The organism is Mesorhizobium sp. M1423, assembly GCF_040317575.1.
Classification (GTDB): Bacteria; Pseudomonadota; Alphaproteobacteria; order Rhizobiales; family Rhizobiaceae; genus Mesorhizobium.
The window spans coordinates 162,766-188,585 of sequence record NZ_JAMYKU010000007.1; the positions used below are offsets into that span (position 1 = coordinate 162,766).

At 62.7% G+C, this 25,820-nt stretch carries 19 protein-coding genes and 1 tRNA gene; 13 read left to right on the forward strand and 7 right to left on the reverse strand.

Annotated features, from left to right (window positions below; translation table 11 throughout):
* Nucleotides 1-131 precede the first annotated feature (131 nt).
* From omp10 to NKG95_RS11635, 5 genes are all read left to right on the forward strand, one after another.
* Nucleotides 132-506, forward strand: coding sequence for an outer membrane lipoprotein Omp10 (gene omp10, locus NKG95_RS11615; RefSeq protein ID WP_023720183.1), 375 nt, complete (start codon nt 132-134; stop codon nt 504-506).
* A 303-nt stretch (nt 507-809) separates the two neighbouring features.
* Nucleotides 810-2,960 carry a 5'-nucleotidase C-terminal domain-containing protein gene (locus NKG95_RS11620; protein ID WP_353040670.1) on the forward strand — a complete coding sequence of 717 codons (2,151 nt, stop codon included), beginning with the start codon at nt 810-812 and terminating at the stop codon, nt 2,958-2,960.
* 151 nt (nt 2,961-3,111) lie between these two features.
* Complete coding sequence (gene hemH / locus NKG95_RS11625) at nt 3,112-4,176, forward strand: ferrochelatase (RefSeq protein ID WP_352845582.1); 1,065 nt, start codon at nt 3,112-3,114, stop codon at nt 4,174-4,176.
* A gap of 129 nt (nt 4,177-4,305) precedes the next feature.
* Nucleotides 4,306-5,253, forward strand: a complete 948-nt coding sequence (locus NKG95_RS11630) for an SPFH domain-containing protein (RefSeq protein WP_353040671.1) — start codon at nt 4,306-4,308, stop codon at nt 5,251-5,253.
* A 4-nt stretch (nt 5,254-5,257) separates the two neighbouring features.
* On the forward strand, nt 5,258-5,722 hold the full coding sequence (locus tag NKG95_RS11635; protein ID WP_023719097.1) for an NfeD family protein: 465 nt from the start codon (nt 5,258-5,260) through the stop codon (nt 5,720-5,722).
* A 7-nt stretch (nt 5,723-5,729) separates the two neighbouring features.
* On the opposite strand, the gene NKG95_RS11640 is transcribed toward NKG95_RS11635, so the two are convergent.
* On the reverse strand, nt 5,730-6,731 hold the full coding sequence (locus tag NKG95_RS11640) for a KpsF/GutQ family sugar-phosphate isomerase (RefSeq protein WP_023719096.1): 1,002 nt from the start codon (nt 6,729-6,731) through the stop codon (nt 5,730-5,732).
* A 150-nt stretch (nt 6,732-6,881) separates the two neighbouring features.
* Between NKG95_RS11640 and NKG95_RS11645 the strand changes: the two genes are divergently transcribed.
* A complete protein-coding gene (locus tag NKG95_RS11645) occupies nt 6,882-8,633 on the forward strand; it encodes an outer membrane beta-barrel protein (protein ID WP_353040672.1) in 1,752 nt (583 codons plus the stop codon).
* Nucleotides 8,634-8,762: 129 nt separating this feature from the next.
* Here the strand turns inward: NKG95_RS11645 and galU are convergent, their stop codons facing one another.
* Nucleotides 8,763-9,668 (reverse strand): UTP--glucose-1-phosphate uridylyltransferase GalU, encoded by a 906-nt coding sequence (gene galU / locus NKG95_RS11650; RefSeq protein WP_023719094.1) that lies wholly within the window; start codon nt 9,666-9,668, stop codon nt 8,763-8,765.
* A gap of 208 nt (nt 9,669-9,876) precedes the next feature.
* Here galU and NKG95_RS11655 point away from each other — a divergent pair, with 208 nt between their 5' ends.
* Together NKG95_RS11655 and NKG95_RS11660 are read left to right on the forward strand one after the other, a co-directional pair.
* Entirely contained in the window at nt 9,877-11,103 is a 1,227-nt protein-coding gene (locus NKG95_RS11655) for a lytic murein transglycosylase (RefSeq protein WP_353040673.1), read from the forward strand.
* A 26-nt stretch (nt 11,104-11,129) separates the two neighbouring features.
* Complete coding sequence (locus tag NKG95_RS11660) at nt 11,130-12,380, forward strand: SGNH/GDSL hydrolase family protein (protein WP_353040674.1); 1,251 nt, start codon at nt 11,130-11,132, stop codon at nt 12,378-12,380.
* A 36-nt stretch (nt 12,381-12,416) separates the two neighbouring features.
* On the opposite strand, the gene NKG95_RS11665 is transcribed toward NKG95_RS11660, so the two are convergent.
* Nucleotides 12,417-13,871, reverse strand: coding sequence for a glutamate synthase subunit beta (locus NKG95_RS11665; protein WP_353040675.1), 1,455 nt, complete (start codon nt 13,869-13,871; stop codon nt 12,417-12,419).
* Between the two features lie 143 nt (nt 13,872-14,014).
* On the reverse strand, nt 14,015-18,745 hold the full coding sequence (gene gltB, locus NKG95_RS11670; protein WP_353040676.1) for a glutamate synthase large subunit: 4,731 nt from the start codon (nt 18,743-18,745) through the stop codon (nt 14,015-14,017).
* A 473-nt stretch (nt 18,746-19,218) separates the two neighbouring features.
* Here gltB and NKG95_RS11675 point away from each other — a divergent pair, with 473 nt between their 5' ends.
* Entirely contained in the window at nt 19,219-20,271 is a 1,053-nt protein-coding gene (locus NKG95_RS11675) for a threonine aldolase family protein (protein WP_352790804.1), read from the forward strand.
* Nucleotides 20,272-20,364: 93 nt separating this feature from the next.
* On the opposite strand, the gene NKG95_RS11680 is transcribed toward NKG95_RS11675, so the two are convergent.
* Nucleotides 20,365-20,829, reverse strand: a complete 465-nt coding sequence (locus NKG95_RS11680) for an Hsp20 family protein (protein ID WP_023675381.1) — start codon at nt 20,827-20,829, stop codon at nt 20,365-20,367.
* 476 nt (nt 20,830-21,305) lie between these two features.
* Here NKG95_RS11680 and NKG95_RS11685 point away from each other — a divergent pair, with 476 nt between their 5' ends.
* Nucleotides 21,306-22,280 carry an alpha/beta fold hydrolase gene (locus NKG95_RS11685; protein WP_352494701.1) on the forward strand — a complete coding sequence of 325 codons (975 nt, stop codon included), beginning with the start codon at nt 21,306-21,308 and terminating at the stop codon, nt 22,278-22,280.
* A gap of 144 nt (nt 22,281-22,424) precedes the next feature.
* Nucleotides 22,425-22,883, forward strand: a complete 459-nt coding sequence (locus NKG95_RS11690; RefSeq protein WP_353040677.1) for a styrene oxide isomerase — start codon at nt 22,425-22,427, stop codon at nt 22,881-22,883.
* A 144-nt stretch (nt 22,884-23,027) separates the two neighbouring features.
* Here the strand turns inward: NKG95_RS11690 and hisN are convergent, their stop codons facing one another.
* Together hisN and NKG95_RS11700 are read right to left on the reverse strand one after the other, a co-directional pair.
* On the reverse strand, nt 23,028-23,801 hold the full coding sequence (hisN, locus tag NKG95_RS11695) for a histidinol-phosphatase (RefSeq protein ID WP_353040678.1): 774 nt from the start codon (nt 23,799-23,801) through the stop codon (nt 23,028-23,030).
* A gap of 358 nt (nt 23,802-24,159) precedes the next feature.
* On the reverse strand, nt 24,160-25,101 hold the full coding sequence (locus NKG95_RS11700) for an N-formylglutamate amidohydrolase (RefSeq protein WP_023719085.1): 942 nt from the start codon (nt 25,099-25,101) through the stop codon (nt 24,160-24,162).
* A gap of 153 nt (nt 25,102-25,254) precedes the next feature.
* Between NKG95_RS11700 and cpdR the strand changes: the two genes are divergently transcribed.
* Together cpdR and NKG95_RS11710 are read left to right on the forward strand one after the other, a co-directional pair.
* Complete coding sequence (gene cpdR, locus NKG95_RS11705; RefSeq protein WP_006199474.1) at nt 25,255-25,617, forward strand: cell cycle two-component system response regulator CpdR; 363 nt, start codon at nt 25,255-25,257, stop codon at nt 25,615-25,617.
* A gap of 103 nt (nt 25,618-25,720) precedes the next feature.
* Nucleotides 25,721-25,795, forward strand: a tRNA-Val gene (locus tag NKG95_RS11710).
* The last annotated feature ends 25 nt before the right edge of the window (nt 25,796-25,820 follow it).

The window sequence follows — 25,820 nt, forward strand, 5'->3', positions numbered from 1 at the left end:
GAGGAGCGGCCTAGAGCGACGTGCGTCCATTTGGACGCACAAAGTACGCTCTAGCACTTTGAATGTGAGCATCGTGCTTTCCGAAAATCGGATCGATTTTCGGGCCGATGCGAGAGGAGAGGATTTTGAAGATGACGATCGCGCAAAGACTGCTTTCGGCTGGCATTGCCGCGGCCGCTACGGTCGCGTTGGCGGCCTGCACCACAACCGGCCCAGGCGAGCCGCCGGTGATCACGGCCAAAGGGGTTGAAGGCTCCTGGATCGACGCGCAGGGCACGGGCTTGTCCACCTTCAAGGGCGGCAGCTTCGCGACCGTCGCAACCGACACCGGCCAGAAGCTTGCCGATGGCAGCTACACCATGACCGGCGGCACCTCGGTCGAGATCCATGGCACTTCGCTGATCCGCCAGACGCCGATCAGCTTCAACTGCCTGATGGTCTCCACAAGCCAGCTCAATTGCACCAGCGCGAGCGGGCAGAATTTTGTGCTGACCAGGCGCACCTGAAATCCGATTCCGAATTGACTTTGCAAAAGGGCGGCGGCTTCAAGCCGCCGCTTTTTACGCCGGCAAAGCCTTTTTACGCCGGCAAAGCTGATGCCGATTTCCGCTTGCATCGACTGAAACGCGATGTGAACATGGCCCGAGAGGGCTGTTACATCCCAGTCAAACAAGAGCTTTAAACGCGTCTGCGCATGACCCCGAAAATCGGAGTCGATTTTCGGAAAGGATCATGCGCAAAATAAAATTGGTACTTTGCGCGTCCCAAATGACGCGCGGCGCTGTACTCAAGTTATCCGGGAGACGAGAATGAAGAAGATCGCTGCCATCGCCGCGCTGTCGGCATCGGCGCTTGGCCTGTCGGCAGGCGTATCCTTTGCCGACTACACGCTGAACATCCTGCACATCAACGACTGGCACAGCCGCATCGAGAGCAACAACAAGTATGAATCGACCTGCTCGGCCGAGGAGGAGACCAAGGGCGAATGCGTCGGCGGCGCCGGCCGCCTGGTCACCGCGATCGCGCAGGAGCGCAAGAAGCTGCAAGGCCAGAACGTGCTGCTGCTCAGCGCCGGCGACAATTTCCAGGGCTCGCTCTTCTACACGACCTACAAGGGCAAGACCGAAGGCGAATTCCTCAACCAGATGAAATTCGATGCCGAGGTGGTCGGCAACCATGAGTTCGACGATGGCGAGTCGGCGCTGGCGCCGTTCCTCGACATGATCCAGTTTCCGGTGCTCGGCGCCAATGTGAAGGCCAATGCGCAATCCAAGCTCGGCGACCGCGTCAAGCCGTCGATCGTGGTCGAGGTCGGCGGCCAGAAGATCGGCATCGTCGGCGCGGTCACCAACGACACGCCGGAGCTTGCCACGCCTGGCCCGAACATCGCCATCGAGGACGACGTCAAGTCGATCACCGCCGAGGTCGAGAAACTGAAGCGAGAGGGCGTCAACAAGATCATCGCGGTCACCCATATCGGCTACAAGCGAGAACGCGACTTGATCGCCAAGATCCCGGGCGTCGACGTGGTGGTCGGCGGCCACAGCCACTCGCTGCTGTCCAACACCGACCCCAAGGCGGAAGGCCCTTATCCGACGATGGTCGACAATCCGGACGGCTACAAAGTGCCGGTCGTGCAGGCGGCGTCCTATTCGAAATATCTCGGCGAGTTCAAGGTCGTCTTCGACGACAATGGCGTCGTCAAAGAGGCAAGCGGCGATCCCATTCATCTCGACAAATCGATCACGCCCGACCCCGCCGTGCTTGCCCGCATCAAGGAACTCGGCGCCCCGATCGAGGCTTTGAAGAACAAGGAAGTCGCCGAGACCACCAAGGCGATCGACGGCAGCCGCGAAAACTGCCGCGCCCGCGAATGCGAGATGGGCAATCTGGTCTCCGACGCCGTCCTCGACCGGGTCAAGGGCCAAGGTGTCGAGATCGTCATCTCGAATGGCGGCGGCTTGCGCGCCTCGATCGACCAAGGCACCGTCACCATGGGCGAGGTTCTCACTGTGCTGCCGTTTCAGAACACGCTGGCGACCTTCCAGATCACCGGCAAGGATCTGGTTGCCGGCCTCGAAAGCGGCCTCAGCCAGGTCGAGGACGGCGCCGGGCGCTTCCCGCAGGTTGCCGGCCTGAAATATGCGTTCGACAAATCGGCGCCGCCTAATGGACGCGTCAAATCGGTCGAGGTCATGGAAGGCGGCGCCTGGACGCCGATCAAACCGGACAAGGACTATCTGGTCGCCACCAACAACTATGTCCGCCAGGGCGGTGACGGCTACAAGGTATTCGCCGAGAAGGCCAAGAACGCCTATGATTACGGCCCGGGGCTGGAACAGGTCGTCGCCGATTACCTCGGCGCGCACCGGCCCTATACGCCGAAGCTCGACGGCCGCATCACCGAGATCGCCGCGACCGGAGCCCCGGCCGCGGAACCAGCCAACCCGGCCGAACCGCCAAAACCTGCTGAGACAGCGCCGATAAAGCCTGCTGAGCCGGCAATGCCCGAAATGCCGGCCGGCTCCGGCGACATTTCCAAAACACCACCGGCCGTCCCGGCTGAAACCGCGCCGGCGGCCCCCGCACCCGCCGAGCCGGCCCAGCCGGCGGCACCTGCGGCTCCGGCCACACCGGCTCCGGCCACCCCTGCTCCGGCTGTACCGGCCAAACCGGCCGAGACGGCGCCTGCCCCGAGTCAGCCGGCCCCGAGTCAGCCGGCCCCGAGTGAACCGGCCCCAAGTGAGCCGGCAAAACCTGCCGAGCCCGCCAAGCCGGCTGAGCCGGCACCGGCCGAAAGCAGCCATGTAATCGTCGCCGGCGATACCTATTGGGATCTCGCGGTGAAGGCCTATGGCGACGGCACCAAATGGAAAATGATCTTCGATGCCAACAAAGCCTACGAGCCACGCCGGCTGCCGGTCGGCGCAACCTTGACTATCCCGGCGGCCTCGAAGTAATCCGGCCGCAGGAACGCAATGCACCCGCCCGGCAAACCGGGCGGGTGCTGCATTTCTGGGATAAGGTGCGGCCAGACGCTGCATTTGAAAACCGGCGCGGCATCGCTACCTTCGCCGCGGCACCGCTGGTTTCGCGGTGTTGGAGAACCCCATGACGCTTGCCAACCCTGCTGAAAGCAAAGCCGAAACGACCGCCGGCGCGCTCCCGGCAGGACACCCTCCGGTCGGGACAGGCAAGGTCGGTGTCATGCTGATCAATCTCGGCACCCCGGACGGCACCGACTTCAAGCCGATGTGGCGCTATCTCAGGGAATTCCTGTCCGATCCGCGCGTCATCGAACTCAACAAGGCGGTCTGGTATCCGATCCTCTACGGCCTGGTCCTCACCACCCGGCCGAAGAAGTCGGGCGCCAACTATGCCAGGATATGGAACCGGGAGCGCAACGAGTCGCCGCTGCGCACCTATACCCGTGCCCAGTCCGAGAAACTCGGGCTTGCGCTCGGCGATTTATCCCATGTGATCGTCGATTGGGCGATGCGCTACGGCAACCCTTCGACCGAGAGCGTGGCCAACAGACTGGTCGAGCAAGGCTGCGACCGCATCCTGTCTTTCCCGCTCTATCCGCAATATTCGGCGACGACGACTGCGACCGCCAACGACCAGTTGTTTCGCGCGCTGATGAAGATGCGCCGCGCCCCGGCCATTCGCAGCGTGCCCCCCTATTACAACGAGCCGGCCTATATCGAGGGGCTCGCCCGTTCGATCGAAGGGCATCTGGCGAGCCTCGACTTCGATCCGGAAATCGTCATCGCCTCCTATCACGGTATTCCGAAATCCTACTCCGACAAGGGCGATCCCTACCAGGCGCATTGCCTGGAGACGACGCGGCTGCTGCGCGAAAAGCTCGGCTGGGATGAGAACAAGCTGATTACCACCTTCCAGTCGCGCTTCGGCGCGCAGGAATGGCTGCAGCCCTACACCGACAAGACGGTCGAAAGACTGGGACGCGAAGGCGTGAAATCGATCGCCATCGTCAATCCGGGCTTTTCCGTCGACTGCATCGAGACGCTGGACGAGATCGGCAGGGAAGCGGCCGAGACCTTCCACCATGCCGGCGGCGAAAAGTTCGCGCACATCCCTTGCCTCAACGACAGTGCAGAGGGCATGGCGGTGATCGAGGCAATGGTGCGGCGCGAGCTGTCCGGCTGGGCTTGAATGGATCCCGCCGTCCATGCACCCGCAATCCGTGATCACCTGATTGTAACATTGCTGAAACACACTTAAGTGTTTGGTGGAATCGGCCGCGTGGCAATGTCCAACATGGCCTTTGAGGGGAGAGCCAAAATGGGTTTCAGTGGTTTCGATATTGCGCTTCTTGTTCTTGTCGCCCTTGTCGTGCTGGTGCTTTTCAAGGGCATCCGGACAATTCCGCAAGGCTACAATTATACCGTCGAACGCTTTGGCCGTTACACCAAGACATTGAGCCCGGGCCTCAACCTCATCGTGCCCTTCGTCGACCGTATCGGCGCCAAGATGAACATGATGGAGCAGGTGCTCGACGTTCCGACCCAGGAGATCATCACCCGCGACAACGCCACCGTGGCCGTCGACGGCGTTGCCTTCTATCAGGTGCTCAACGCGGCGCAGGCCGCCTACCAGGTCGCCGGCCTGCAGAACGCTATCCTCAATTTGACGATGACCAACATCCGCACCGTGATGGGCTCGATGGACCTCGACGAGCTGTTGTCGAACCGTGATGCCATCAACGAGCGCCTGCTGCGCGTCGTTGATGAGGCCGCGCACCCCTGGGGTATCAAGATCACCCGCGTCGAGATCAAGGACATCAATCCACCGGCCAATCTCGTCGAATCGATGGGCCGCCAGATGATGGCCGAGCGCAACAAGCGCGCCCAGATCCTCGCCGCCGAAGGCCTCAAGCAATCGCAGATCCTGGAGGCCGAGGGCCGCAAGGAAGCCGCCTTCCGCGATGCCGAGGCGCGCGAGCGCTCGGCCGAGGCTGAAGCACGCGCCACGCAGGTGGTATCGGAGGCGATTTCCAAGGGTGACGTGCAGGCGCTCAACTACTTTGTCGCGCTGAAATACACCGAAGCGCTGACCAGGATCGGTGCAGCGACAAACAGCAAACTCGTGCTGATGCCGATAGAGGCTTCCTCACTGATCGGCACGCTCGGCGGCATTGGTGAAATCGCCAGGGAAGTTTTCAAGGGCGAAGGCACCGCCAGTCCAGCACGACAGGCCCGCCCGCCCGTGGTTCGTCCCGGCGAGACCTGAGGCCATGTTCGATCGCATCATTTCCGAACTCGGTCCGTGGAGCTGGATGGTCCTCGGCTTCGTCCTGCTGGTGATGGAGGTCGTCGCGCCGGGCATTTTCATGCTGTGGATCGGCATTGCCGCGCTGTTGATCGGCGTCGTCTCGCTGCTCATCTGGGACGCCGGTTTCTGGAGCTGGCAGGTCCAGGTCCTCGCCTTCCTCGCGCTGTCGCTGGTCTCGGCCTATGTCGGCAAGCGGCTGGTGGGCGGGCGGCATGAGGAAACCGACCAGCCGCTGCTCAACCGGCGCGGCGCGCAGATGGTCGGCCGGACGGCGACCCTTGCCGAGCCGATCAAGGATGGGCGCGGCCGCATCAAGCTCGGCGACACGTTGTGGCGCGTCTCCGGCCCTGACCTGCCGGCCGGCACGCAGGTGCGCGTGACCGGTGCCGCCGACACCGACCTGGAACTGACGGTCGAGGCAGTCTAGAAGCCCGCTAGGCAGCACCGATGCGCAGCAGGTCGTGCAGATGGACGAGCCCGATCGGCCGTCTGCCTTCGACCACCATCAGGCTGGTAATGGCAGAATCGTTGATCGTCTGCAGCGCCGTCGCAACCAGTGTGTCGGGCGCCGCCATTTTTGGCTCTCTGGTCATCACCTGATCCACGCTCATGGCCAGAAGATCGCTGCCGATATGGCGCCTGATGTCGCCATCGGTGATGATGCCGATCAGCTTGCCGTCCGCCGAAGTGACCGCCACGCAGCCAAACCCCTTGCGCGACAATTCGAGGATCGCCTCGCGCATGCCGGTGCCGGACGACACCAGAGGCAGCCTGTCGCCGACATGCATGATCTCGCGGATCTGCGTCAGGTTGGCTCCGAGCTGGCCGCCGGGATGGAACGTGCGGAAATGGTCCGGGGTGAAGCCGCGCGCCTCGAGCAACGCGATGGCCAGCGCATCGCCCATCACCATTTGCAGCAGCGTCGAGGTCGTCGGCGCAAGGCCGTGCGGACAGGCTTCCGGGGCTCGCGGCAGCAGAAGCACCACGTCGGCCGCACGCGCCAGAGCCGATTTTTCGCCGGCGGTGACCGCGACCAGCGGGATCGAGAAGCGCCTGGAATAGGCGATGATGCCCTTGAGCTCGAGGCTTTCCCCCGACCACGACAGGGCGATGATGGCGTCGTTCCGAGCGATCATGCCGAGGTCGCCGTGATTGGCTTCGGCAGGGTGGACGAAGAAGGCCGGCGTGCCGGTCGAAGCGAGCGTTGCGGCGATCTTCGAGCCGATATGGCCGCTTTTGCCGACCCCGGTGACGATGACGCGGCCATCGATCTGCGACACCATGTCGACTGCCCGTGCGAACGGCTCGGCCAGCCCGTTTTCGAGCGCGTCTGCCAGTGCCGCGACGCCGGCCTGCTCTGTCGCCACCGTTCTCAGCGCCGAGGCAATCGCGGCCTGCTCGTCGAGCGGCTTCCTGTCTGGGGATTTCACGTCCATGGACGATGCGATTAGCGCTTCGGCGCGCGCCTGTCCAACGGAATTGCCGCCCAGAACACCTTGGCGGGCGATCCCTCAACGCTCCGTTAACCATCCCCATTTACGGTTTCGTAAGTATGGCGCGCGTGCGCCGCGCAAGCAGTGGTGCCGATGTCCGGGTTTCAGCCTCAAAACAAAATAGGACGAAAGGGCAAGGCGGTTTGCGCTTTGCTGCTGGCAACCAGTGTCCTTGCGTTGTCGCGTCCGGCACTGCTTTGCGCCCAGGAAACCGAGCTGCGCGGTGAGGTTTCGGAATCGACAATCCTGGACGACCAGCAGTACAGGATCAGGCAGTTGGGCATGGCTGCTGCAACCGCCAACGACGATACGCCGCTGCCTACCTATCGTCCGGCCAGCCCGGGGGCCTTGCCTGACGACGGCACGGGCGAGGCGGCGGCCACAACCGGCGGCACTTTCGATCCACCAGCGGCCAGCGACGACCCGTTTGCCGACCCTGCTCCGCCGCCACGACGGCGGCCGAGCGCAACGCAACGCGCCGTCGAAGAAGGCAAGGCCAAAGATGAGGCCGTGGACAACAAGAAGAGCAAGAGAGGCGCCACTGCGACTGCAGCGACGCCGACGACCGACGACACCGACACCGCCGCCATAGACGAGCAGGATACGGCCAACCGCCGTGCGGTGACCATCGATTCCGCCGAAAGGCTCAAGCTCGACCCCGGCGCCGAGCGCACCGAAGCCATCGAAGGCCAGGACAAGAAGAACGAGGACGACCCGTTCGCCGCCACCGGCATCCAGCTCGGCTCCTTCGTGATCCGGCCGACGCTCGAGCAAGGCCTGACGTATTCAACAAACGCCGATTCGAGCAGCCTCGGCAAGCCGGCATTGCTGTCGGAAACGACGCTGCGCTTCAACGCCGTCTCCGACTGGCGGGAGAATTCGGCGACGATTGAGGGCTATGGCATCTTCCGCGAGACGTTGTCCGGCTATGACGTTCACGAGGCGCAAGGCCGCGTCGACGGCACGCTCAACATCGATCTCGACAATGATCTGCGCGCCATCGCCAAACTTGGCTACGAGGCCGTGCCCGAATCGGCCTCGGCGCCGGACGCCATCGTCGGCGCCGTTGGGCAGCCGGTGCGCCAGACCGTGAGCGGCAGCCTCGCCGTCGAGAAGGATGCGGGAAAGATGCGCTTCGCGCTGACCGGCGCGGTCGAGCACGACATCTTTGGTGACGCCAAGCTTTCGTCGGGGGGATCGCTGTCGCAGAAGGGCCGCGACTCGACGCTCTATACGGCCATTTTGCGCACCGGCTACGAGATCTCGCCTGCCATCACTCCGTTCACCGAAATCGAGGTCGGCCGGCGCGCTTATGATTTGCGCGTCGATCCAAACGGCTTCCAGCGCTCCTCGACGCGGCTTGGCGCACGGGCCGGCGTCGAGCTCGATCTCCGCGAGAAGCTTACCGGCGAGTTCTCGGTCGGCTGGCTGCGCGAAGCTATCGACGACGACGCCCTGCCGGCGATTTCGGGCGCGACAGTTAATGCCGATCTCAAATGGTCGCCGGAACGCGGCACCACGATCGGCCTCACCGCACAGACGACCGCCGAGAACACGACGAACGCGGGCGAAAGCGGCGACATGCTCTATTCCAGCAGCCTCACCGGAGAGCGGCAAATCCGCGCCAACCTGACCGGAAATGCCGCTCTCGGCGTTGAATGGCGCGACTATACCGGCTCCGACAATCATGATTTGACGCTGAGCGCCGAGGCTGGGCTGACATGGTGGCTGAACCGCTATGCCGGGCTCACCACCCGCGTCAGGACTGAAAAACTGACCAGCAACCTGGTTGGACGCGACTACACGGCCAACAGTATCTTCGTCGGCTTGAAGTTGCAGCGCTAATGCATGTCGCGCAAAAGTGTGCAGCGGTTTTGCGATAACGACATGCATAAAACAAGAACCTAAAGCGCATCGCATAAGGCTGGTCGAATGCGGCGCGCTTTAGCCAGTCAGCGGGAACCGGTGTTGAAGCTAGAAGGCTACGCCGCGGCGTTCTGACGGCGCGAGTTCGTCGAGAAGCGTGCGAATGACACCGGCCATGCTTGCATTCATGTCGCTGCGCCACAGTGCGAAGGCAACATTGGCCTCGACGAAGCCTTCGGGCGAGCCGCAGTCGAACGTCCGCCCGCGGTAGTGGTAGCCGTAGAAGGGCTGTTGCTTCTGCAGCTTCAGCATTGCATCGGTGAGCTGGATCTCGTTGCCGGCGCCTTTTTCCTGGCCTTCGAGTATCTTGAATATCTCCGGCTGCAGGATATAGCGCCCGTTGATGAAGAGGTTCGACGGCGCGGTGCCGGTCTTCGGCTTTTCCACCATGCCGGTGATGCTGAAACCGTGATGGGCGTCCTCGCCGCGGCCGACAATGCCGTATTTATGCGCCTCGGCGGGATCGCATTCCTGCACGGCGACGATGTTGTTGCCGGTCTCGGCGTAAAGCTCGACCATGTCCTTCATGCAGCTTTTTTCCGACTGCATGATCATGTCGGGCAACAGCAGCGCAAAGGGCTCGTCGCCGACAAGCTCGCGCGCGCACCAGACGGCGTGGCCAAGGCCGAGCGGCACCTGCTGGCGGGTGAAGCTGGTCTGCCCCGGCGCCGGCTGCAGCCGCTGCAAGCGGGCGAGCTGATCATCCTTGCCGCGCTGCGCAAGCGTGTCGTAGAGCTCGAACTGGACATCGAAGTGATCCTCGATAACCGCCTTGTTGCGGCCGGTCACGAAGATGAAATGCTCGATCCCGGCTTCGCGCGCCTCATCGACCACATACTGGATGACCGGCCTGTCGACGACCGTCAGCATTTCCTTGGGAATGGCCTTGGTGGCGGGGAGAAAGCGCGTGCCGAGACCGGCAACCGGGAATACTGCCTTGCGAACTCTCTTCATGTGCCAATTATCCATTTGCATGCCGGTTCGGCAATCCCGATTCGAGACATTTTCATGCCGAAATCGAGCATTACTGAACGACGGGGCAAGAAATCTCAGCTGGTAAAGCGTCGACGCATCTTTTCATCCCGGGCGGCACCTATGGTAAACCAAATGCTAACCGGGTTCGGCGATGAATAGTCTTCCTGAGATGAAGAAGGAGGAAAAGATGTCCGTTCGCAACGTCGCAAGGCGCTTCACCAGCGTCCTGACGGCCGCCAGCCTCTCGCTTGCCTTGCTCATGCCCAGCGGGCCGGCTTTTGCCGATGCCGGCTTCCGCCAATGGGTCGCCAGCTTCCGTGCTACCGCCGTGGCGAGCGGCGTTTCCGGCTCCGTCTACGACCAGGCATTCAAGGGCATCAGCGATGCTGATCCGATGGTGCTGGAAAAGGCCCGTACTCAACCCGAATTCACCGCACCCGCCTGGGATTATTTCGACAACCGCGTCCATGACCAGTCGGTCGCCGCCGGCCAGCAGATGGCAAGGAAATGGAAGCCGTGGCTGGACAGGATCGAGGCAAGATACGGCGTCGACCGCTACATCCTGCTGGCCATCTGGTCGATGGAGTCGAACTACGGCGAAACCCTCAAGCGCGATGACATCATGCGCAATGTCGTGCGCTCGCTGGCGACGCTTGGTTATGCCGACCCGAAGCGCGCGAAATTTGCCCGCACCCAGCTGATCGCGGCGCTGAAGATCCTGCAGACCGGCGACATCGACGAAAGCCATCTCAGCGGCTCTTGGGCCGGCGCGATGGGTCATACCCAGTTCATCCCCACCAGCTACCTGTCCTATGCGGTCGATATGGACGGCAACGGCAAGCGCGACATCTGGAATTCGATTCCCGACGCACTGGCGACAGCCGCCAATTTGCTGAGGAAGAACGGCTGGCAGGCAGGCAAGACCTGGGGTTATGAGGTCAGCCTTCCGGACGGCAAGAAGCTGCCCGGGGGCTCGAAGTCGCTGTCGCAATGGCAGGCGCTTGGCGTCACCCGTGCCAACGGCAAGCCGTTCAAGAACGGTGGGGACAAGGCGACGTTGAAGCTGCCCGGTGGCCGGGGCGGGCCGGCTTTCCTGATGATCAAGAATTTCTCGGTCATCAAGCGCTACAACAATGCCGACAAATATGCGCTCGCCGTGGGCCTTCTTGCCGACGAAATCGCCGGTTATGGCGGGCTTGTGCAGGACTGGAAGCGACCGTTTACCAAGCTCTCCTTCGAGGAAAGGCAGGAGCTTCAGAAGCGACTTTCCGAGCACGGCTATTACGACGGCAAGTTCGATGGCAAGATCGGTGACGGATCGAAAACCGCCATCATGGCCTTCCAGGCAAAGGCCGGCTTGACCCAGGACGGGTATCCGAGCAAGGAAGTGCTCAAATGGCTCAGGCAAAACTAGAGCCGGTTACGGGATGGAGAGGGTGATTGGTTTCGGCTGCGCGCATCCGGTTGATCGTTCGTCGCGTGCCGATCCTCGTTCTGGCGATCGTCGTTCTGGCAGTCGGCGCGGCCAGCGCCTTTCATACCTCGGCCATGGCGCAGGAGCCGGAAAGTCGTGGCTGGTCGCTGCGCGACCTGTTGTTTCCGCGCAGAAGCGAGCGGTTTGAGCAGCCGCCGCCCGAATTCCCGAGAGAATTCCAGAGAACAAAGCCCAGACCCAAGCTGAGGAAGCCCCGGTCCGTTCGCCGGCCGGCGCCGGCCGAGCCGACAACCCCGGTGGCCGAGAAGGCGCCCGATGCGCGCGTCGTTCTGGTGGTCGGCGATTTCATGGCGTCTGGACTGGCTGAGGGGCTCGACGCCGCCTTTGCCGAAAACACCGGCGTCAGGATTGTCGTCCGCGCCAACGGCTCGTCCGGCTTCGTGCGCGACGATGTCTACAACTGGCCCGAACAGGTCAAGTCGCTGATCGCTGCCGAAAAACCGGCAGCCGTCGTCGTCATGCTCGGATCGAACGACCGTCAGCAGATGCGCGTCGGCGATGTGCGTGAGCAGCCGCGATCCGAAAACTGGACCAAGGAGTACGAGCGCCGGACCGAAGCGCTCGGCAAAGCCATCGCTTCAGCCAAGGTGCCGTATCTGTGGGTTGGCATGCCGGCCTTCCGGGTCTCGAAAATGACCTCCGACATGCTGGCCTTCAACGACATCTACCGCTCGTCCGCCGAAAGCCACGGCGGCGAATTCGTCGATGTCTGGGACGGGTTCGTCGACGAGAACGGCGCCTTTATCACCAGCGGACCGGACATAAAGGGCCAATCGGTGCGCCTGCGCTCCGACGACGGCATCAACATGTCGAAGGCCGGCAAGCGCAAGCTCGCCTTCTACACCGAAAAGCCGCTGATGAAGATCCTTGGGCTGGCCGCTCCGGGAAGCGTGGTCACAGCTTCTGCCCCGGCCGGCGCTCCCGTCGAGGCGCCGGCACCTGCTGCCGCACCGATAGCCGCCGATCGCACTGTGCCGATGCTGCTCAGCGATCCGGCGCTGGACGGCGGCTCGGAACTTCTCGGCGCCGCCCCGCCGGCAAAGGCGGACAAGAATTTGCCCGGCGAAAAGCTGATCGTCGAGGGCAAGGCGACCGACGCCTCGCCCGGCCGCGCCGACGATTTCTCGTGGCCGCCCAAGATACAACCTGCGACTGCGGCTGCTGCATCCGACACGACGACGGCGATCCGGCAGTAAAACCGGCGACTCTTTCTGTAGAGTTTCGGAACGGACTCAGCGCGGCAGCACGCTCGATCCCATCAGAGCCTCATCGATGGCGCGCGCCGCCTGGCGGCCCTCGCGGATTGCCCAGACGACCAGCGACTGGCCGCGCCGCACGTCGCCAGCCGCATAGAGCCTTTCGACGCTGGTTCTGTAATCGCGGTCATTGGCCTCGACGTTCTTCGAACGGCGGCTGTCGGTGACGATCGTCATCTGCCCGTCGAGTTCCGACACCGGCCCTCGAGCGGCCGGCCCGGCAAAGCCGATGGCGATGAACGCGAGATCGGCGCGGATGACGAATTCGGTGCCGGCGATCGGCTTGCGCTTTTCGTCGACCTCGCAGCATTTGACCCCGGTCAGCTGGCCGTCTTCGCCGATGAATTCAAGCGTCGCCACCTGGAATTCGCGCTCGGCGCCTTCGGCCTGCGAGGATGAGGTGCGCATCTTGGTCGCCCAGTAGGGCCAGACCGACAGCTTGTCTTCCTTTTCCGGCGGCTGCGGCCGGATGTCGAGCTGGGTGACGCGCACCGCGCCCTGGCGGAAGGCGGTACCGACGCAGTCGGAGGCAGTGTCGCCGCCGCCGACGACGACGACATGCTGGCCGCCGGCGACGATCGGGCGCGACGGCCATGCCACCGACTGGATCGGCTCGCCGCCGATGCGCTTGTTCTGCTGCACCAGATAGGGCATCGCGTCGTGCACGCCGTCGAGATCGTCGCCCGGGATGTTGGCCGGGCGCGGCGTTTCGGAACCGCCGCAATAGAGCACCGCGTCGTATTCGGCGAGCAGTTCGGCGACCGGCTTGTCGACGCCGACATTGACGCCGCAATGGAAGCTGACACCCTCGCCCTGCATCTGCTCGATGCGCCGGTCGATATAATGCTTCTCGATCTTGAAGTCGGGGATGCCGTAGCGCATCAGCCCGCCCGGCCGGCTCTCGCGCTCATAGACGTGAACGTCATGGCCGGCGCGGCCGAGTTGCTGGGCGGCCGCCATGCCGGCCGGCCCCGAGCCGATGATCGCGACGCGCTTGCCGGTCTTCCGTTCCGGCGGATAGGGCCGGATATGGCCGGTTTCATAGGCCTTGTCGGCAATCGCCTGCTCGATCGTCTTGATGGCGACCGGAATGTCCTCGAGGTTCAGCGTGCAGGCTTCCTCGCAAGGTGCCGGACAGATGCGGCCGGTGAATTCCGGAAAATTGTTGGTCGAATGCAGGTTGCGGATCGCGTTGTCCCAGTCGCCATTGTAGACGAGGTCGTTCCAGTCCGGGATCTGGTTGTGGATCGGGCAGCCGGTCGGTCCATGGCAATACGGAATGCCGCAATCCATGCAGCGCGCCGCCTGTTTCTCGATCTCCTTATCCGACATCGGCAGCGTGAACTCGCGGAAATGCCGGATGCGGTCGGAAGCCGGCTGGTACTTGTGCACCTGCCGATCGATCTCGAGAAACCCTGTTACCTTGCCCATAGTCCAGTCCCTGCTGTCCGGAAGGCACGCCTGGCGACGCACCCGTTAACCTCATAAGGCAGCCGTGGCAACCTTCAGTCCGAGGTCAGGATTGTTGATGAAGATGGTTGCCGGGACGCATGGCTTCCCGGCAATTTCCAAATCTATTCCGCCGCCACGTTCGTGCGCATACGTTCCATCTCGATCAGCGCGCGGCGGTATTCGACCGGCATGATCTTCCGGAATTTCGGCCGGAAAATCGCCCAATCGTCGAGGATCTCGCGACCTCGTACCGAGCCCGTGTAGTGGACGTGGTTGGAGATCAGCTGGTAGAGCCGCTCCTCGTCATGGCTGGTCATATCGCCGGATACGTCGACACGGCCCTTGTGGTCGAGATCGCCGCCATGGTGGAGCAGCTTTTCCATCAGGTCGTCCTCTTCCGGAACCGGCTCCAGCTCGACCATCGCCATGTTGCAGCGTTCGGCGAAATCGCCCGCCTCGTCGAGCACATAGGCGACGCCGCCCGACATGCCGGCGGCGAAGTTGCGACCGGTCTGGCCGATGACGACGACGATACCGCCGGTCATGTATTCGCAACCATGGTCGCCGACGCCTTCAACGACGGCGGCGACGCCCGAATTGCGCACGGCAAAACGCTCGCCGGCGACGCCGCAGAAATAGGCCTCGCCCTCGGTCGCGCCGTAGAGCACGGTATTGCCGACAATAATGGACTCGGCAGCAACGATCTTCGTATTCTCCGGCGGACGGATGACGATGCGGCCGCCCGACAGGCCCTTGCCGACATAGTCGTTGGCCGCGCCTACCAGTTCGAACGAGACGCCGCGCGCCAGGAAGGCGGCGAAGGACTGGCCGGCCGTGCCGGTGAGCTTGACCGAGATCGTGTCCTCGCGCAGGCCCTTGTGCTTGAAGCGCTTTGCCACTTCACCCGACAGCATGGCGCCGGTCGAACGGTCGACGTTGCGGATCGGCAGTTCGATGCTGACTGGCTGCCTGGCTTCGAGCGCCGGCTTTGCCAGTTCGATCAGCTTGCGGTCGAGCACGTCGTCGATCGGATGCTTCTGCCGCTCGGTCCAGTGCACCGCCTCGTGCGGCGCATCCGGCTTGTAGAACATCTTGCTGAAGTCGAGCCCGCGCGCCTTCCAGTGCTGGATCAGCTCGCGCTTTTCCAGAAGGTCGGTGTCGCCGATGATCTGGTCGAGATGGGTGTAGCCCATCTCGGCGAGCAGCGCCCGCACCTCTTCCGCCACATAGAAGAAGAAGTTGATGACGTGCTCGGGCGTGCCCTTGAAGCGCTTGCGCAGTACCGGGTCCTGCGTCGCGACGCCGACCGGGCAGGTGTTGAGATGGCACTTGCGCATCATGATGCAGCCGGCCGCGATCAACGGCGCGGTCGAGAAACCGAACTCGTCGGCGCCGAGCAGCGCGCCGATGACAACGTCCCGCCCGGTGCGCAGGCCGCCATCGACCTGCAGCGCGACGCGCGACCTGAGGCCGTTGAGCACCAGCGTCTGGTGCGTCTCGGCAAGGCCCATTTCCCACGGACTGCCGGCATGCTTGAGCGAGGTCAGCGGTGAAGCGCCAGTGCCGCCGTCATAGCCTGATATGGTGATGTGATCGGCACGCGCCTTGGCGACGCCGGCCGCAACCGTGCCGACACCGACTTCCGAGACCAGCTTGACCGATACGTCCGCCGCCGGATTGACGTTCTTCAGGTCGTAGATGAGCTGCGCCAGATCCTCGATCGAATAGATATCGTGATGCGGCGGCGGCGAGATCAGGCCGACGCCCGGCGTCGAATGCCTGACTTTGGCGATGGTCGCGTCGACCTTGTGGCCCGGCAACTGGCCGCCCTCGCCGGGCTTTGCCCCTTGCGCGACCTTGATCTGCATCATGTCGGAATTGACAAGATACTCCGCCGTGACGCCAAAGCGTCCCGAGGCGACCTGCTTGATCGCCGAGCGTTCGGGGTTCTTGCCGCCGCCCGGCAGTGGCAGATAGCGGTCGGCCTCTTCGCCGCCCTCGCCGGTGTTCGACTTGCCGCCGATGGCGTTCATGGCGCGCGCCAGCGTCGTGTGCGCTTCCCTGGAGATCGAGCCGAAGGACATCGCCCCGGTCGAGAACCGCTTGACGATGTCGGCCGCCGGCATGACCTCGTCGAGCGAAACCTTCTTGCGCCCAGTTTCTTCCGCGAGCCTGATCTTGAACAGGCCGCGAATGGTCTGGGCACGGGCCGTCTCGCTGTCGATCTGGGCGGAATAGTCCTTGAACGTTTCCCACGAGCCCTGGCGCACGGCGTGCTGCAAGGTGGCCACCGCATCCGGCGACCAGATGTGTGCTTCACCGCGCATGCGGAACACGTATTCGCCGCCCACCTCGAGGCTGTTGCGCAGCACCGGGTCGTTGCCGAAACCATCGGTATGGCGGCTGAGCGTCTCGGCCGCGATCTCGTCCAGTCCGACGCCCTCGATCAGTGTCGCGGTGCCGGTGAAGTATTGCTGCACGAAATCGGTCTTCAGCCCGATGGCGTCGAAGATCTGCGCGCCGCAATAGGACTGGTAGGTCGAGATGCCCATCTTGGACATCACCTTGAGGATGCCCTTGCCGATCGACTTGATGTAGCGGGAGACCACTTCGTAGGCGTCCACCTCTTTCGGCAGTTCGCCACGCTTGTGCATATCGAGCAGCGTGTCGAAGGCAAGATAAGGGTTGATCGCCTCGGCGCCATAGCCGGCAAGGCAGCAGAAATGATGCACTTCGCGCGGCTCGCCGGATTCCACGACCAGCCCGACCGAAGTGCGCAATCCCTTGCGGATCAGGTGGTGGTGCACCGCGGCTGTCGCCAGAAGCGCCGGGATGGCGATCCGGTCCGGCCCGACCTGGCGGTCGGACAGGATGATGATGTTGTAGCCGCCGGCGACCGCCGCCTCCGCCCGCTCACACAAGCGGTCGATGGCACCCTGCATGCCCGCTGCGCCCTCGTTCGAGCCATAGGTAATGTCGATCGTCTTGGTGTCGAACCGGTCCTCGGTGTGGCCGATGGAGCGGATCTTTTCGAGATCGCCATTGGTCAGGATCGGCTGGCGCACCTCGAGCCGCTTGCGGCGCGAATTGCCAACCAGGTCGAAGATGTTGGGCCGCGGCCCGATGAAGGACACCAGGCTCATCACCAACTCCTCGCGGATTGGGTCGATCGGCGGGTTAGTGACCTGAGCAAAGTTCTGCTTGAAATAGGTGTAGAGCAGCTTCGACTTGTCCGACATCGCCGAGATCGGCGTGTCGGTGCCCATCGATCCCACGGCTTCCTGGCCGGTGGTCGCCATCGGCGACATCAACAGCTTGGTGTCTTCCTGGCTGTAGCCGAACGCCTGCTGGCGATCGAGCAGGCTGACATCCCTGCGCAATTCGCGCGGCTCGACCGGCTTCAGGTCTTCGAGGATGAGCTGCGTGTTGGCGAGCCAGCTCTTGTACGGATGCCTGGTCGCAATCTCCGACTTGAGCTCCTCGTCAGAGACGATGCGGCCCTTCTCGAGGTCGATCAGAAGCATACGGCCGGGCTGCAGCCGCCACTTCTTGACAATCCTCTCCTCCGGCACCGGCAGCACGCCGGCTTCCGAGGCCATGATGACGCGGTCATCGTCGGTGACGATGTAGCGTGCCGGGCGCAGACCGTTGCGGTCGAGCGTGGCGCCGATCTGGCGGCCATCGGTAAAGACCACCGCCGCCGGTCCGTCCCACGGCTCCATCAGCGCGGCATGGTATTCATAGAAAGCCTTGCGGTCGGCATCCATGAGCTTGTTGCCGGCCCAGGCTTCCGGGATCAGCATCATCATGGCGTGGCTGAGGCTGTACCCGCCCTGGAACAGGAACTCGAGCGCATTGTCGAAGCAGGCGGTGTCTGACTGGCCGTCGTAGGAGATTGGCCAAAGCTTCGAGATGTTGTTGCCGAACAGTTCGGAATCGACGGACGCCTGTCGCGCCGCCATCCAGTTGTTGTTGCCGCGCACGGTGTTGATCTCGCCATTGTGCGCGACCATGCGGTAGGGATGCGCCAGCTTCCACGACGGGAACGTGTTGGTCGAGAAGCGCTGGTGGACCAGGATCAGCGCGGTTTCGAAGCGCGGATCGGTGAGGTCCTTGTAATAGGCGCCGACCTGGTAGGCCAGGAACATGCCCTTGTAGACGATGGTGCGCGCCGACAGCGACACGCAGTAGGAACCGATGTCCTTGTTGTCGTTCTCGGCGTAGATGCGGCCCGATATCACCTTGCGCAACAGATAGAGCCTGGCCTCGTACTCCTCGTCGTCAAGAATGTCGGCTGTACGGCCGATGAATATCTGACGATGGAACGGCTCGGACGCCACGATATCAGGCGCCGTCGACAAGGACGAATTGTCGACGGGCACATCACGGAAACCGATGAGCGGAAGCCCCTCGGACTGCGCCGATTCGGCAATGATGTCCTCGATGTGAGCACGAAGTGCTGCATCCTGCGGCATGAACCAGTGTCCGACACCGTACTGACCGGCCGGCGGCAGTTCGATGCCCTGGGCTGTCATCTCTTCGCGGAAGAAACGGTCTGGAAGCTGCACCAGCACGCCGGCGCCATCGCCGGCCAGCGGATCGGCGCCGACAGCGCCGCGATGCGTCAGGTTTTCGAGCACGGCAAGGCCGTCCTCGACGATCTGGTGCGACTTTACGCCCTTCATGTTGACAATGAAGCCGACGCCGCAGGCATCATGCTCGTTGCGCGGATCGTAGAGGCCGTGCGCGGCATAGCCGGTGCTGGTTCGCCCAATATTGGTCAGGGACGGATTTTTGACGGCTGCCGCTTTCGTCTGCGCGGCCTTCGTCGCAGATGGCGTCATGTCCGTCATCGTCCTGTCCTCCGTTCCGTCCCCTTCGGGCGCTGGTTTCCGTCGGGAAGCGCGTGGCTCCCCTTTCAATCTTGCGGCACGTCTTGCGAAATTCTTGCCGACCGTGCGGCTTTCCGCATGGTTCGCATATGGTATTCGTACAGGCCAGAGCCAGGCTGTCTAGCTGTCGCTCGCGGCAATGGCCGTACAGGCGCAATCATATGCCAATGCGGCCAGTTTTGTGCGACAAAATAAGACAGCACTACTGTCCTAAATTTATGACAGAAATCTTGAGCGCATACAAGACCGATTCACAAAATTATTGGAACGTTGGCGACAGAAAATTGCGCGGAACGCGGCGACAGCGTAACCTTCAGTCGCTGCATCTACGGTCTGGCTTTCGCTGGCTTTAGCGGATTTTCGGCATCTGCCACTTGCGGCCGGCATGCGAAAGCGGCCAAGCTCGCACCAATTTTCCCAGCATAGGCAGACGCATGATTTTCGCTTCCGACAATTGGGCAGGCGCCCATCCCCGTATCGCTGCCGGCCTGTCGGCCCATACCGACGGCTTCTCCACCGCCTATGGCGACGGTGTCCTCGACAAGGCCGTTTACCAGCGCTTCAGTGAAATCTTCGAATGCGAGGTCGCGGTGTTTTTCGTGGCCACCGGCACCGCTGCCAATTCGCTGTCGCTGACTACCTATAACAAGCCAGGCGGCATTTCCTTCTGCCATCGCGAATCGCATGTCATCGAGGACGAATGCGGTGCACCGGAATATTTCACCGGCGGTTCGCGGCTTTATACAATCGACGGCGCACTCGGCAAGATCGATGCCGGCGATCTGGAACGGGCAGTGGACCGTTTCGCACCCGAAAACGTCCATTCCGGGCGGCCGATGGCGGTTTCGATCACCCAATCGACCGAGGTCGGCACCGTGTACACGCTGAACGAAATCGCCAGGATTTCGGCGATTGCAAAGCAGCACGGATTGCCGCTGCACATGGACGGGGCCCGCTTTGCCAATGCGCTCGTCGCGCTGGGAACGACGCCGGCGGAAATGACCTGGAAGCACGGCGTCGACATCCTTTCCTTCGGCGGCACCAAGAATGGCTGCTGGTGCGCCGAGGCGATCGTGCTGTTCGACCTCGAGCGAGCCAAGGAATTGGCGTTTTTGCGCAAGCGCGCCGCCCAACTGTTCTCGAAATCGCGCTTCATCGCCGCGCAATTCGATGCTTATTTCAGGGGTGGGCTATGGCTCGACACGGCACGGCACGCCAATGCGATGGCGGCACGCCTAGCCGCGGCGATCGAAGATTCCCCTTCAGCCCGGCTGGCCTGGCTACCGCAGGCGAACGAGGTCTTCGCGGTCATGAAAAAGGCCGAGGCCGAAAGAGTGCAAGCAGCAGGCGCCGTGTTCCACGACTGGCATAGGCCGCTCGGCTACGACAACCATGTCGGCGAGGACGAAGCTCTCTATCGCTTCGTCACCAGCTTCGCGACCACGGCCGACGAGGTCGACCGTTTCGGCTACCTGCTCGCCGGATAGCAAGTCTTACCACCAGCAAAAAGGGGCGGCGCATTTGCTGCACCGCCCCTTTTTCCCGGGGAGTTGGCGTCCCGGGGAGTTTAGCTGCCCGATTTAGGCGGCGGTCTTGGCCTCGATCTGCTTGGCCTTGGCCGGAGCCGAGGTGATCGCGATCTTGCGCGGCTTCAGCTCTTCGGGGATGTTGCGCTTGAGGTCGACAAAAAGCAGGCCGTTCTTCAGCGCGGCGCCGACAACCTCGACGTGATCGGCAAGCTGGAAGCGGCGCTCGAAGGCTCGGCTGGCGATACCGCGATAGAGCAGTTCGGAGCCTTCGCCATTGCCTTCCTCCTTGCGCTCACCCTTGACGGTCAGCACATTGCGGTGAGCTTCGATCGAAATCTCATCTTCCGAGAAGCCGGCCACAGCCATCGAGATGCGATAGGCGTCCTCGCCGGTGCGCTCGATGTTGTAAGGCGGATAGGTCTGGCCTTCCGGCTGCGCAAGCGAATCGAGCATGGTGAACAGCCGGTCAAAACCGACGGTCGAACGGTAGAGCGGGGAAAAATCAACGTGACGCATGGTGTGTTCTCCTGTTGAGCAACAAGGTTTGCGTATGGCCGGTGCGAAACCCGTGACGGCGTTCCGGATGGGCCAGCGGCCCCGACATTGGCGGCCGCATAACAAATTTGGGAAGCGGGCGACGGCATTTCAAGATTTGCCCGCGTCCGAACCGCATCGGCCCCTGATCACGTCCCGATGCCGATGAACGGCAGATGAACCGTGGCTTCGGCGAGCGTTCAGCCAGACGGCATTAAAACTGTTCTCGAGATCAGAAACAGGTCGCCTGAGAAGGCGACACGACGAGGCCGAACCGGGTGTAACGTCCCTTCCTCCCGGGTCGACAGAGGCCGGAAGCACGCCCTAGGCTGCTTCCGGCCTTACTTGTTCGCTGCCTGGGTCGACGTCCCCGGCGTCCCGAATTCCTTTGCTTTTGGCGCATGGGCGTTTATGCCTGACTTGCGCCCACGCCGTCACCGACGCCAAGCAAACACCGTATGACCGATCTGTTCCCCCAGCCCTCCCTGTTCTACGAAACTCCAGGCAATCCGCTGCCGGAAAACGCGGCCGGCGGCTTCTTCACCACGCGCGACGGCAAGAAGATCCGCTATGGGCTGTTTGCCGCGGTTGCCCGCCCGATGAAGGGCACCGTCGTCGTCCTGACCGGCCGCAACGAGTGCATCGAGAAGTATTTCGAGACCATTCGCAACCTTGCCGACCGGGGTTTTGGCGTGGCGACCCTCGACTGGCGCGGCCAAGGCGCTTCCGACCGGATGATCGGCGATCGCCAGCGCGGCTACGTCCGAAGCTTTTTCGACTATACCGGCGATCTCGAGCAGTTCTTCGAAGAGATCGTGCTGCCCGATTGCCGGGGACCCTACTACATACTGGCCCATTCGGCCGGGGCGGTGATTGCGCTGCTCGCCGCACCCTCAATGGCGAACCGCGTACGTCGCATGGTGCTGATCGCACCATTCTTCACCGTGCCTGACCTCCCGGTTTCGGTAAAAACCGTTCGCGGCATCTGTTCGCTGTTCTGCCTTCTCGGCCTTGGCCGGCTCTATGCCGCATGGGGGCCGCGGCCGAAGGAATCGGTGCCCTTCGCCATAAACAAGCTGACCAGCGACCCGGAACGCTATCGGCGCAACACGCTGATCTACGAAACCTATCCGCAGCTGGCGCTCGGCGGACCGACGATCTGCTGGCTGAAGGCGGCCACGGAGGCGTCCTTGATCGTCAGCGACCCGGATTTCATGGCCAAGATCCAGGTGCCCTTGCTGATGATCGCCGCCGGCGCCGACCAGGTCGTCTCGACCAGGGCAGTCGAAGCCTATGCAAGACGTCTGCGCGTCGGCTCGCTAGTGATGATCGACGGCGCTCGCCACGAGATCCTGCAGGAGGCCGACCTCTATCGCGAGCAACTGCTTGCGGCATTCGATGCTTTCATCCCAGGAACCGGCGACGCTGTTTAACCGCTTCGCCAGCGCCCGGCAACAAAGCCTGCGCGGGTTGCTTGCCCGGCGCAGCTTGCCCCTTATTCCCGTTCAGGCATCGAGCGCTAGGTAGCGGCCAAAGAGATTGGAGGCAATTCGGCAGAGACCGGGAGAAAAACGACCATGAACGCATCGAACACGCTGTCACGTCAGGGGCATCGGCTACTGCAGATTGGCGTCGCGCTGCTGCTGTTTTCGTCATTCGAAGGGTTTGCAATACCGTACCTCGCCGCACCGCGGCTCGGACTGTCCGCGCACACGCTCAGCGCCCTGGAGGGCGTTCTGTTGCTGGCGCTAGGCCTCGCATGGTCTAGGCTCAATCTCGGCGCGGCGATGTCGCGGATTGCGTTCTGGCTCCTGATCTATTCGGCTTTGGCGATCCTGGCCGCCTACGTGATCGCCAGCGCCTGGGGGGCCGGCAACGAGACAATGCCGTTGGCGGCCGGAGCCTTCCACGGAAGCGCCTTTCAGGAAGCCGTCATCAAAGGCGTGGCGTATTCGTCCGCGCCGACCGGCCTCATCTCTTTCGTGCTCATTTTGTGGGGCCTGCGTCTCTCGGACGCTTGGCCTGCCGATAGCTAATGCATGTCCCGCAAAAGTGCGCAGCGGTTTTGCGATAACGACATGCATTAAAACGAGCGCGCCCATTCAAACGCGACGCGCTTTAGAACCGTACCGCGGTTTCCGTCGGATTTGCGCAAAAACAGACGCTTGGGTACCGGATTCTCAGCCGCGCAGCGCCGCCATCGCCGCTGCGTGCAGCTCCGGTGTCGCCGCCGCCAGGATGTCGCCGCCCTTTTCCGCCGGTCCGCCCTCGAAAGTGGTGACGACGCCGCCTGCCTTCTCGATGATCGGGATAAGCGCAACGATGTCGTAGGGCTTCAATCCGGGATCGGCGACGATATCGACGCTGCCTGCCGCCACCATGGCGAAGGCATAGCAGTCGGTGCCGTAGCGGGCGAGCTGGACCTGTTGCTCGAACAAGTCGTAGCGCAAGCGCGCGTCTCCCTTGAACAGCGCCGGCGTGGTGGTGAACAGCGTCGCCTCGGCGAGATTCGTGGTCTTGCGCGTCGTGAGTTTTCGCGGGCCACCGGGACCTTCATAATGCGAGCCGGAAGCGTTGGCGTAGAACAGCTCGCCGGTGAAGGGCTGCGACATCAGGCCGGCGACGGCATCGCCGTCGACCGTCAGCCCGACCAGCGTGCCCCACACCGGCAGGCCGGAAATGAAGGCGCGTGTGCCGTCGATCGGATCGATCACCCAGACATGCCGGCTGGAGATGTTTTCGCTGCCATGCTCCTCGCCGAGAATGCCGTGATCGGGGTATTGCGCTGATATCAGCGCCCGGATCGCGCGCTCGGCCTCACGGTCGGCCTCCGTGACCGGGTCGAAGCTGCCGTGCTCCTTGTTGGCGACCGCCCCCTGGCTGCGGAAGCGCGGCAAGGTCTCGGCTGCGGCGGCACGCGCAATGCGCCGCATGAAATCGATGCTGATGTCCAACTGATTCTCCCGCTCCAGCATGTTTGAGATGCCGGTTTGCCTACGGATTTGTGCCGAAACAAGGGCGTTTTGTACCGAAACAAGCGCATTCGGAGCCTTTCGCACGACGCCAACTGTTGCTCGAATGCAACGCAGTCATCATGGAAATGCAATTTCCACTTCACAGTGAATTAAAAAAGCCGGAACGTGCCTTGACATTTGTGCAGCGCACAATACGTTTGTTCTCGGACAGGGGTTCCTGTCCATGCCCTCCTTGGGCGTTTCCTCCCTAGACTTCGACCGTGTCGTGCAAACGATGCGGTCTTTTTTTACGCTTTTTACGCTGCCACATGAGCGGCGAATGCCGCGATTCCGGCCGCTATTCGGCGGCCAGCGGCAGATCGACGAAATGATGATCCGGCATTGCCATCAACTCGGCCGAAAACCGCGCCAGGTCGTCGGCCAACGCGTCGAAACCAGCTGATCTCTGGAACGTCCGCTCATTCATGTAGAGCCCGCGATTGACCTCGATCTGCAGCGCATGCAGATGGCGCACCGGGCGGCCATAGTGCTCCGTGATGAAGCCTCCGGCATAGGGCTTGTTGTGGGCGACGCTGTAGCCCATGCCGGTGAGCAGGCCGATCGCCGTCTCGGTCAACGCCGCCGCGGCGGAGATGCCGAACCGGTCGCCGACGATGAAATCCGGCCGCAATCCGCTGTCGCCAACTCTTATGCTTGCCGGCATCGAGTGGCAGTCTATTAGCACGGCATAACCGAAGCGCGCATGGGTTCTGGTCAAAAGCCGTTTCAGCGTCTCGTGATAGGGTTTGTAGACCGCTTCGATGCGCGCCACGGCTTCGGCCAGCGGCAAGCGGCCGGAATAGATGTCGAGCCCCTCGCCTACCAGCTTGGGCACGGTACCGAGCCCGCCGGCCACCCGCGCCGAGCGGATGTTGCAGAAGGACGGCACCGGTTCGGCGAACATGCGAGGGTCGAGTTCCCACGGCTCCCGGTTGACGTCGAGATAGGCGCGCGGGAAGTTTGCCGCCAGCATCGGCGCCCCGAGCGCAACGGCACCGCCGAACAATTCCTCGACATAGCAGTCCTCGGAGCGGCGGATGGCGTTGCGGTCCAGCTTGGCCATCGCCATGAACCGGTCCGGATAGTAGCGGCCGCTATGCGGCGAGTTGAAGAGGAAGGGAACGCGCTGTTCGGCGCCCGATCGGATTTCGAAGGGTGGAACGACCGAAAAATCCTCGGCTGCCGTTTTCAATTTGAACGAACCCGGAAATACCAATGCATCATGACAGGAAAGTGCCACCTCGCCGCCCGCATGTCCAGCCGCCGAAGCGCTAGCCAAATCAGGATTGTGCGCCCAACGTTCACTTGATGTTTACCGTCACCTCCTCATATACAGCATGGTTAACGGGCTTGCCGCACGGCATTGTCGGTTGGGTGATTCGGACGGGACAAGATGGCACGCATTCTGCTGGCGGAAGACGACGACGACATGCGCCGGTTCCTCGTCAAGGCGCTGGAGCGCGCCGGCTATCAGGTCAGCGATTTCGACAATGGCGCCAGCGCCTATGAGCGGCTGCGCGAGGAACCTTTTTCGCTGCTTTTGACCGACATCGTCATGCCCGAGATGGATGGCATCGAGCTCGCCCGCCGCGCCACCGAGATCGACCCCGATCTCAAGGTGATGTTCATCACCGGCTTCGCCGCCGTCGCGCTGAACCCCGATTCGAAAGCGCCGAAAGACGCCAAGGTGCTGTCGAAGCCGTTCCACCTGCGCGACCTCGTCAACGAAGTCGAAAAGATGTTGCAGGCCGCCTGACGCGCTTTTTGTCGCGTCTTGACCGACGCGGCAAGCCAGCCATTCTTTCCCTTTCCCGCTATTGACGCGCTGAACCAAAAATGGTGTATGCGCGGCTTCGGATGGGCGTGTAGCTCAGCGGGAGAGCACTGCATTGACATTGCAGGGGTCACAGGTTCAATCCCTGTCACGCCCACCATCCAGACAATCCCTCAATCGGCCGT

Excerpts from the sequence above, each read along its gene's own strand:
- omp10 (WP_023720183.1), top strand. The coding sequence starts at position 132 with ATGACGATCGCGCAAAGACTGCTTTCGGCTGGCATTGCCGCGGCCGCT.
- NKG95_RS11620 (WP_353040670.1), top strand. The coding sequence starts at position 810 with ATGAAGAAGATCGCTGCCATCGCCGCGCTGTCGGCATCGGCGCTTGGC.
- hemH (WP_352845582.1), top strand. The coding sequence starts at position 3,112 with ATGACGCTTGCCAACCCTGCTGAAAGCAAAGCCGAAACGACCGCCGGC.
- NKG95_RS11630 (WP_353040671.1), top strand. The coding sequence starts at position 4,306 with ATGGGTTTCAGTGGTTTCGATATTGCGCTTCTTGTTCTTGTCGCCCTT.
- NKG95_RS11635 (WP_023719097.1), top strand. The coding sequence starts at position 5,258 with ATGTTCGATCGCATCATTTCCGAACTCGGTCCGTGGAGCTGGATGGTC.
- NKG95_RS11640 (WP_023719096.1), bottom strand. The coding sequence starts at position 6,731 with ATGGACGTGAAATCCCCAGACAGGAAGCCGCTCGACGAGCAGGCCGCG.
- NKG95_RS11645 (WP_353040672.1), top strand. The coding sequence starts at position 6,882 with ATGTCCGGGTTTCAGCCTCAAAACAAAATAGGACGAAAGGGCAAGGCG.
- galU (WP_023719094.1), bottom strand. The coding sequence starts at position 9,668 with ATGAAGAGAGTTCGCAAGGCAGTATTCCCGGTTGCCGGTCTCGGCACG.
- NKG95_RS11655 (WP_353040673.1), top strand. The coding sequence starts at position 9,877 with ATGTCCGTTCGCAACGTCGCAAGGCGCTTCACCAGCGTCCTGACGGCC.
- NKG95_RS11665 (WP_353040675.1), bottom strand. The coding sequence starts at position 13,871 with ATGGGCAAGGTAACAGGGTTTCTCGAGATCGATCGGCAGGTGCACAAG.
- gltB (WP_353040676.1), bottom strand. The coding sequence starts at position 18,745 with ATGACGGACATGACGCCATCTGCGACGAAGGCCGCGCAGACGAAAGCG.
- NKG95_RS11675 (WP_352790804.1), top strand. The coding sequence starts at position 19,219 with ATGATTTTCGCTTCCGACAATTGGGCAGGCGCCCATCCCCGTATCGCT.
- NKG95_RS11680 (WP_023675381.1), bottom strand. The coding sequence starts at position 20,829 with ATGCGTCACGTTGATTTTTCCCCGCTCTACCGTTCGACCGTCGGTTTT.
- NKG95_RS11685 (WP_352494701.1), top strand. The coding sequence starts at position 21,306 with ATGACCGATCTGTTCCCCCAGCCCTCCCTGTTCTACGAAACTCCAGGC.
- NKG95_RS11690 (WP_353040677.1), top strand. The coding sequence starts at position 22,425 with ATGAACGCATCGAACACGCTGTCACGTCAGGGGCATCGGCTACTGCAG.
- cpdR (WP_006199474.1), top strand. The coding sequence starts at position 25,255 with ATGGCACGCATTCTGCTGGCGGAAGACGACGACGACATGCGCCGGTTC.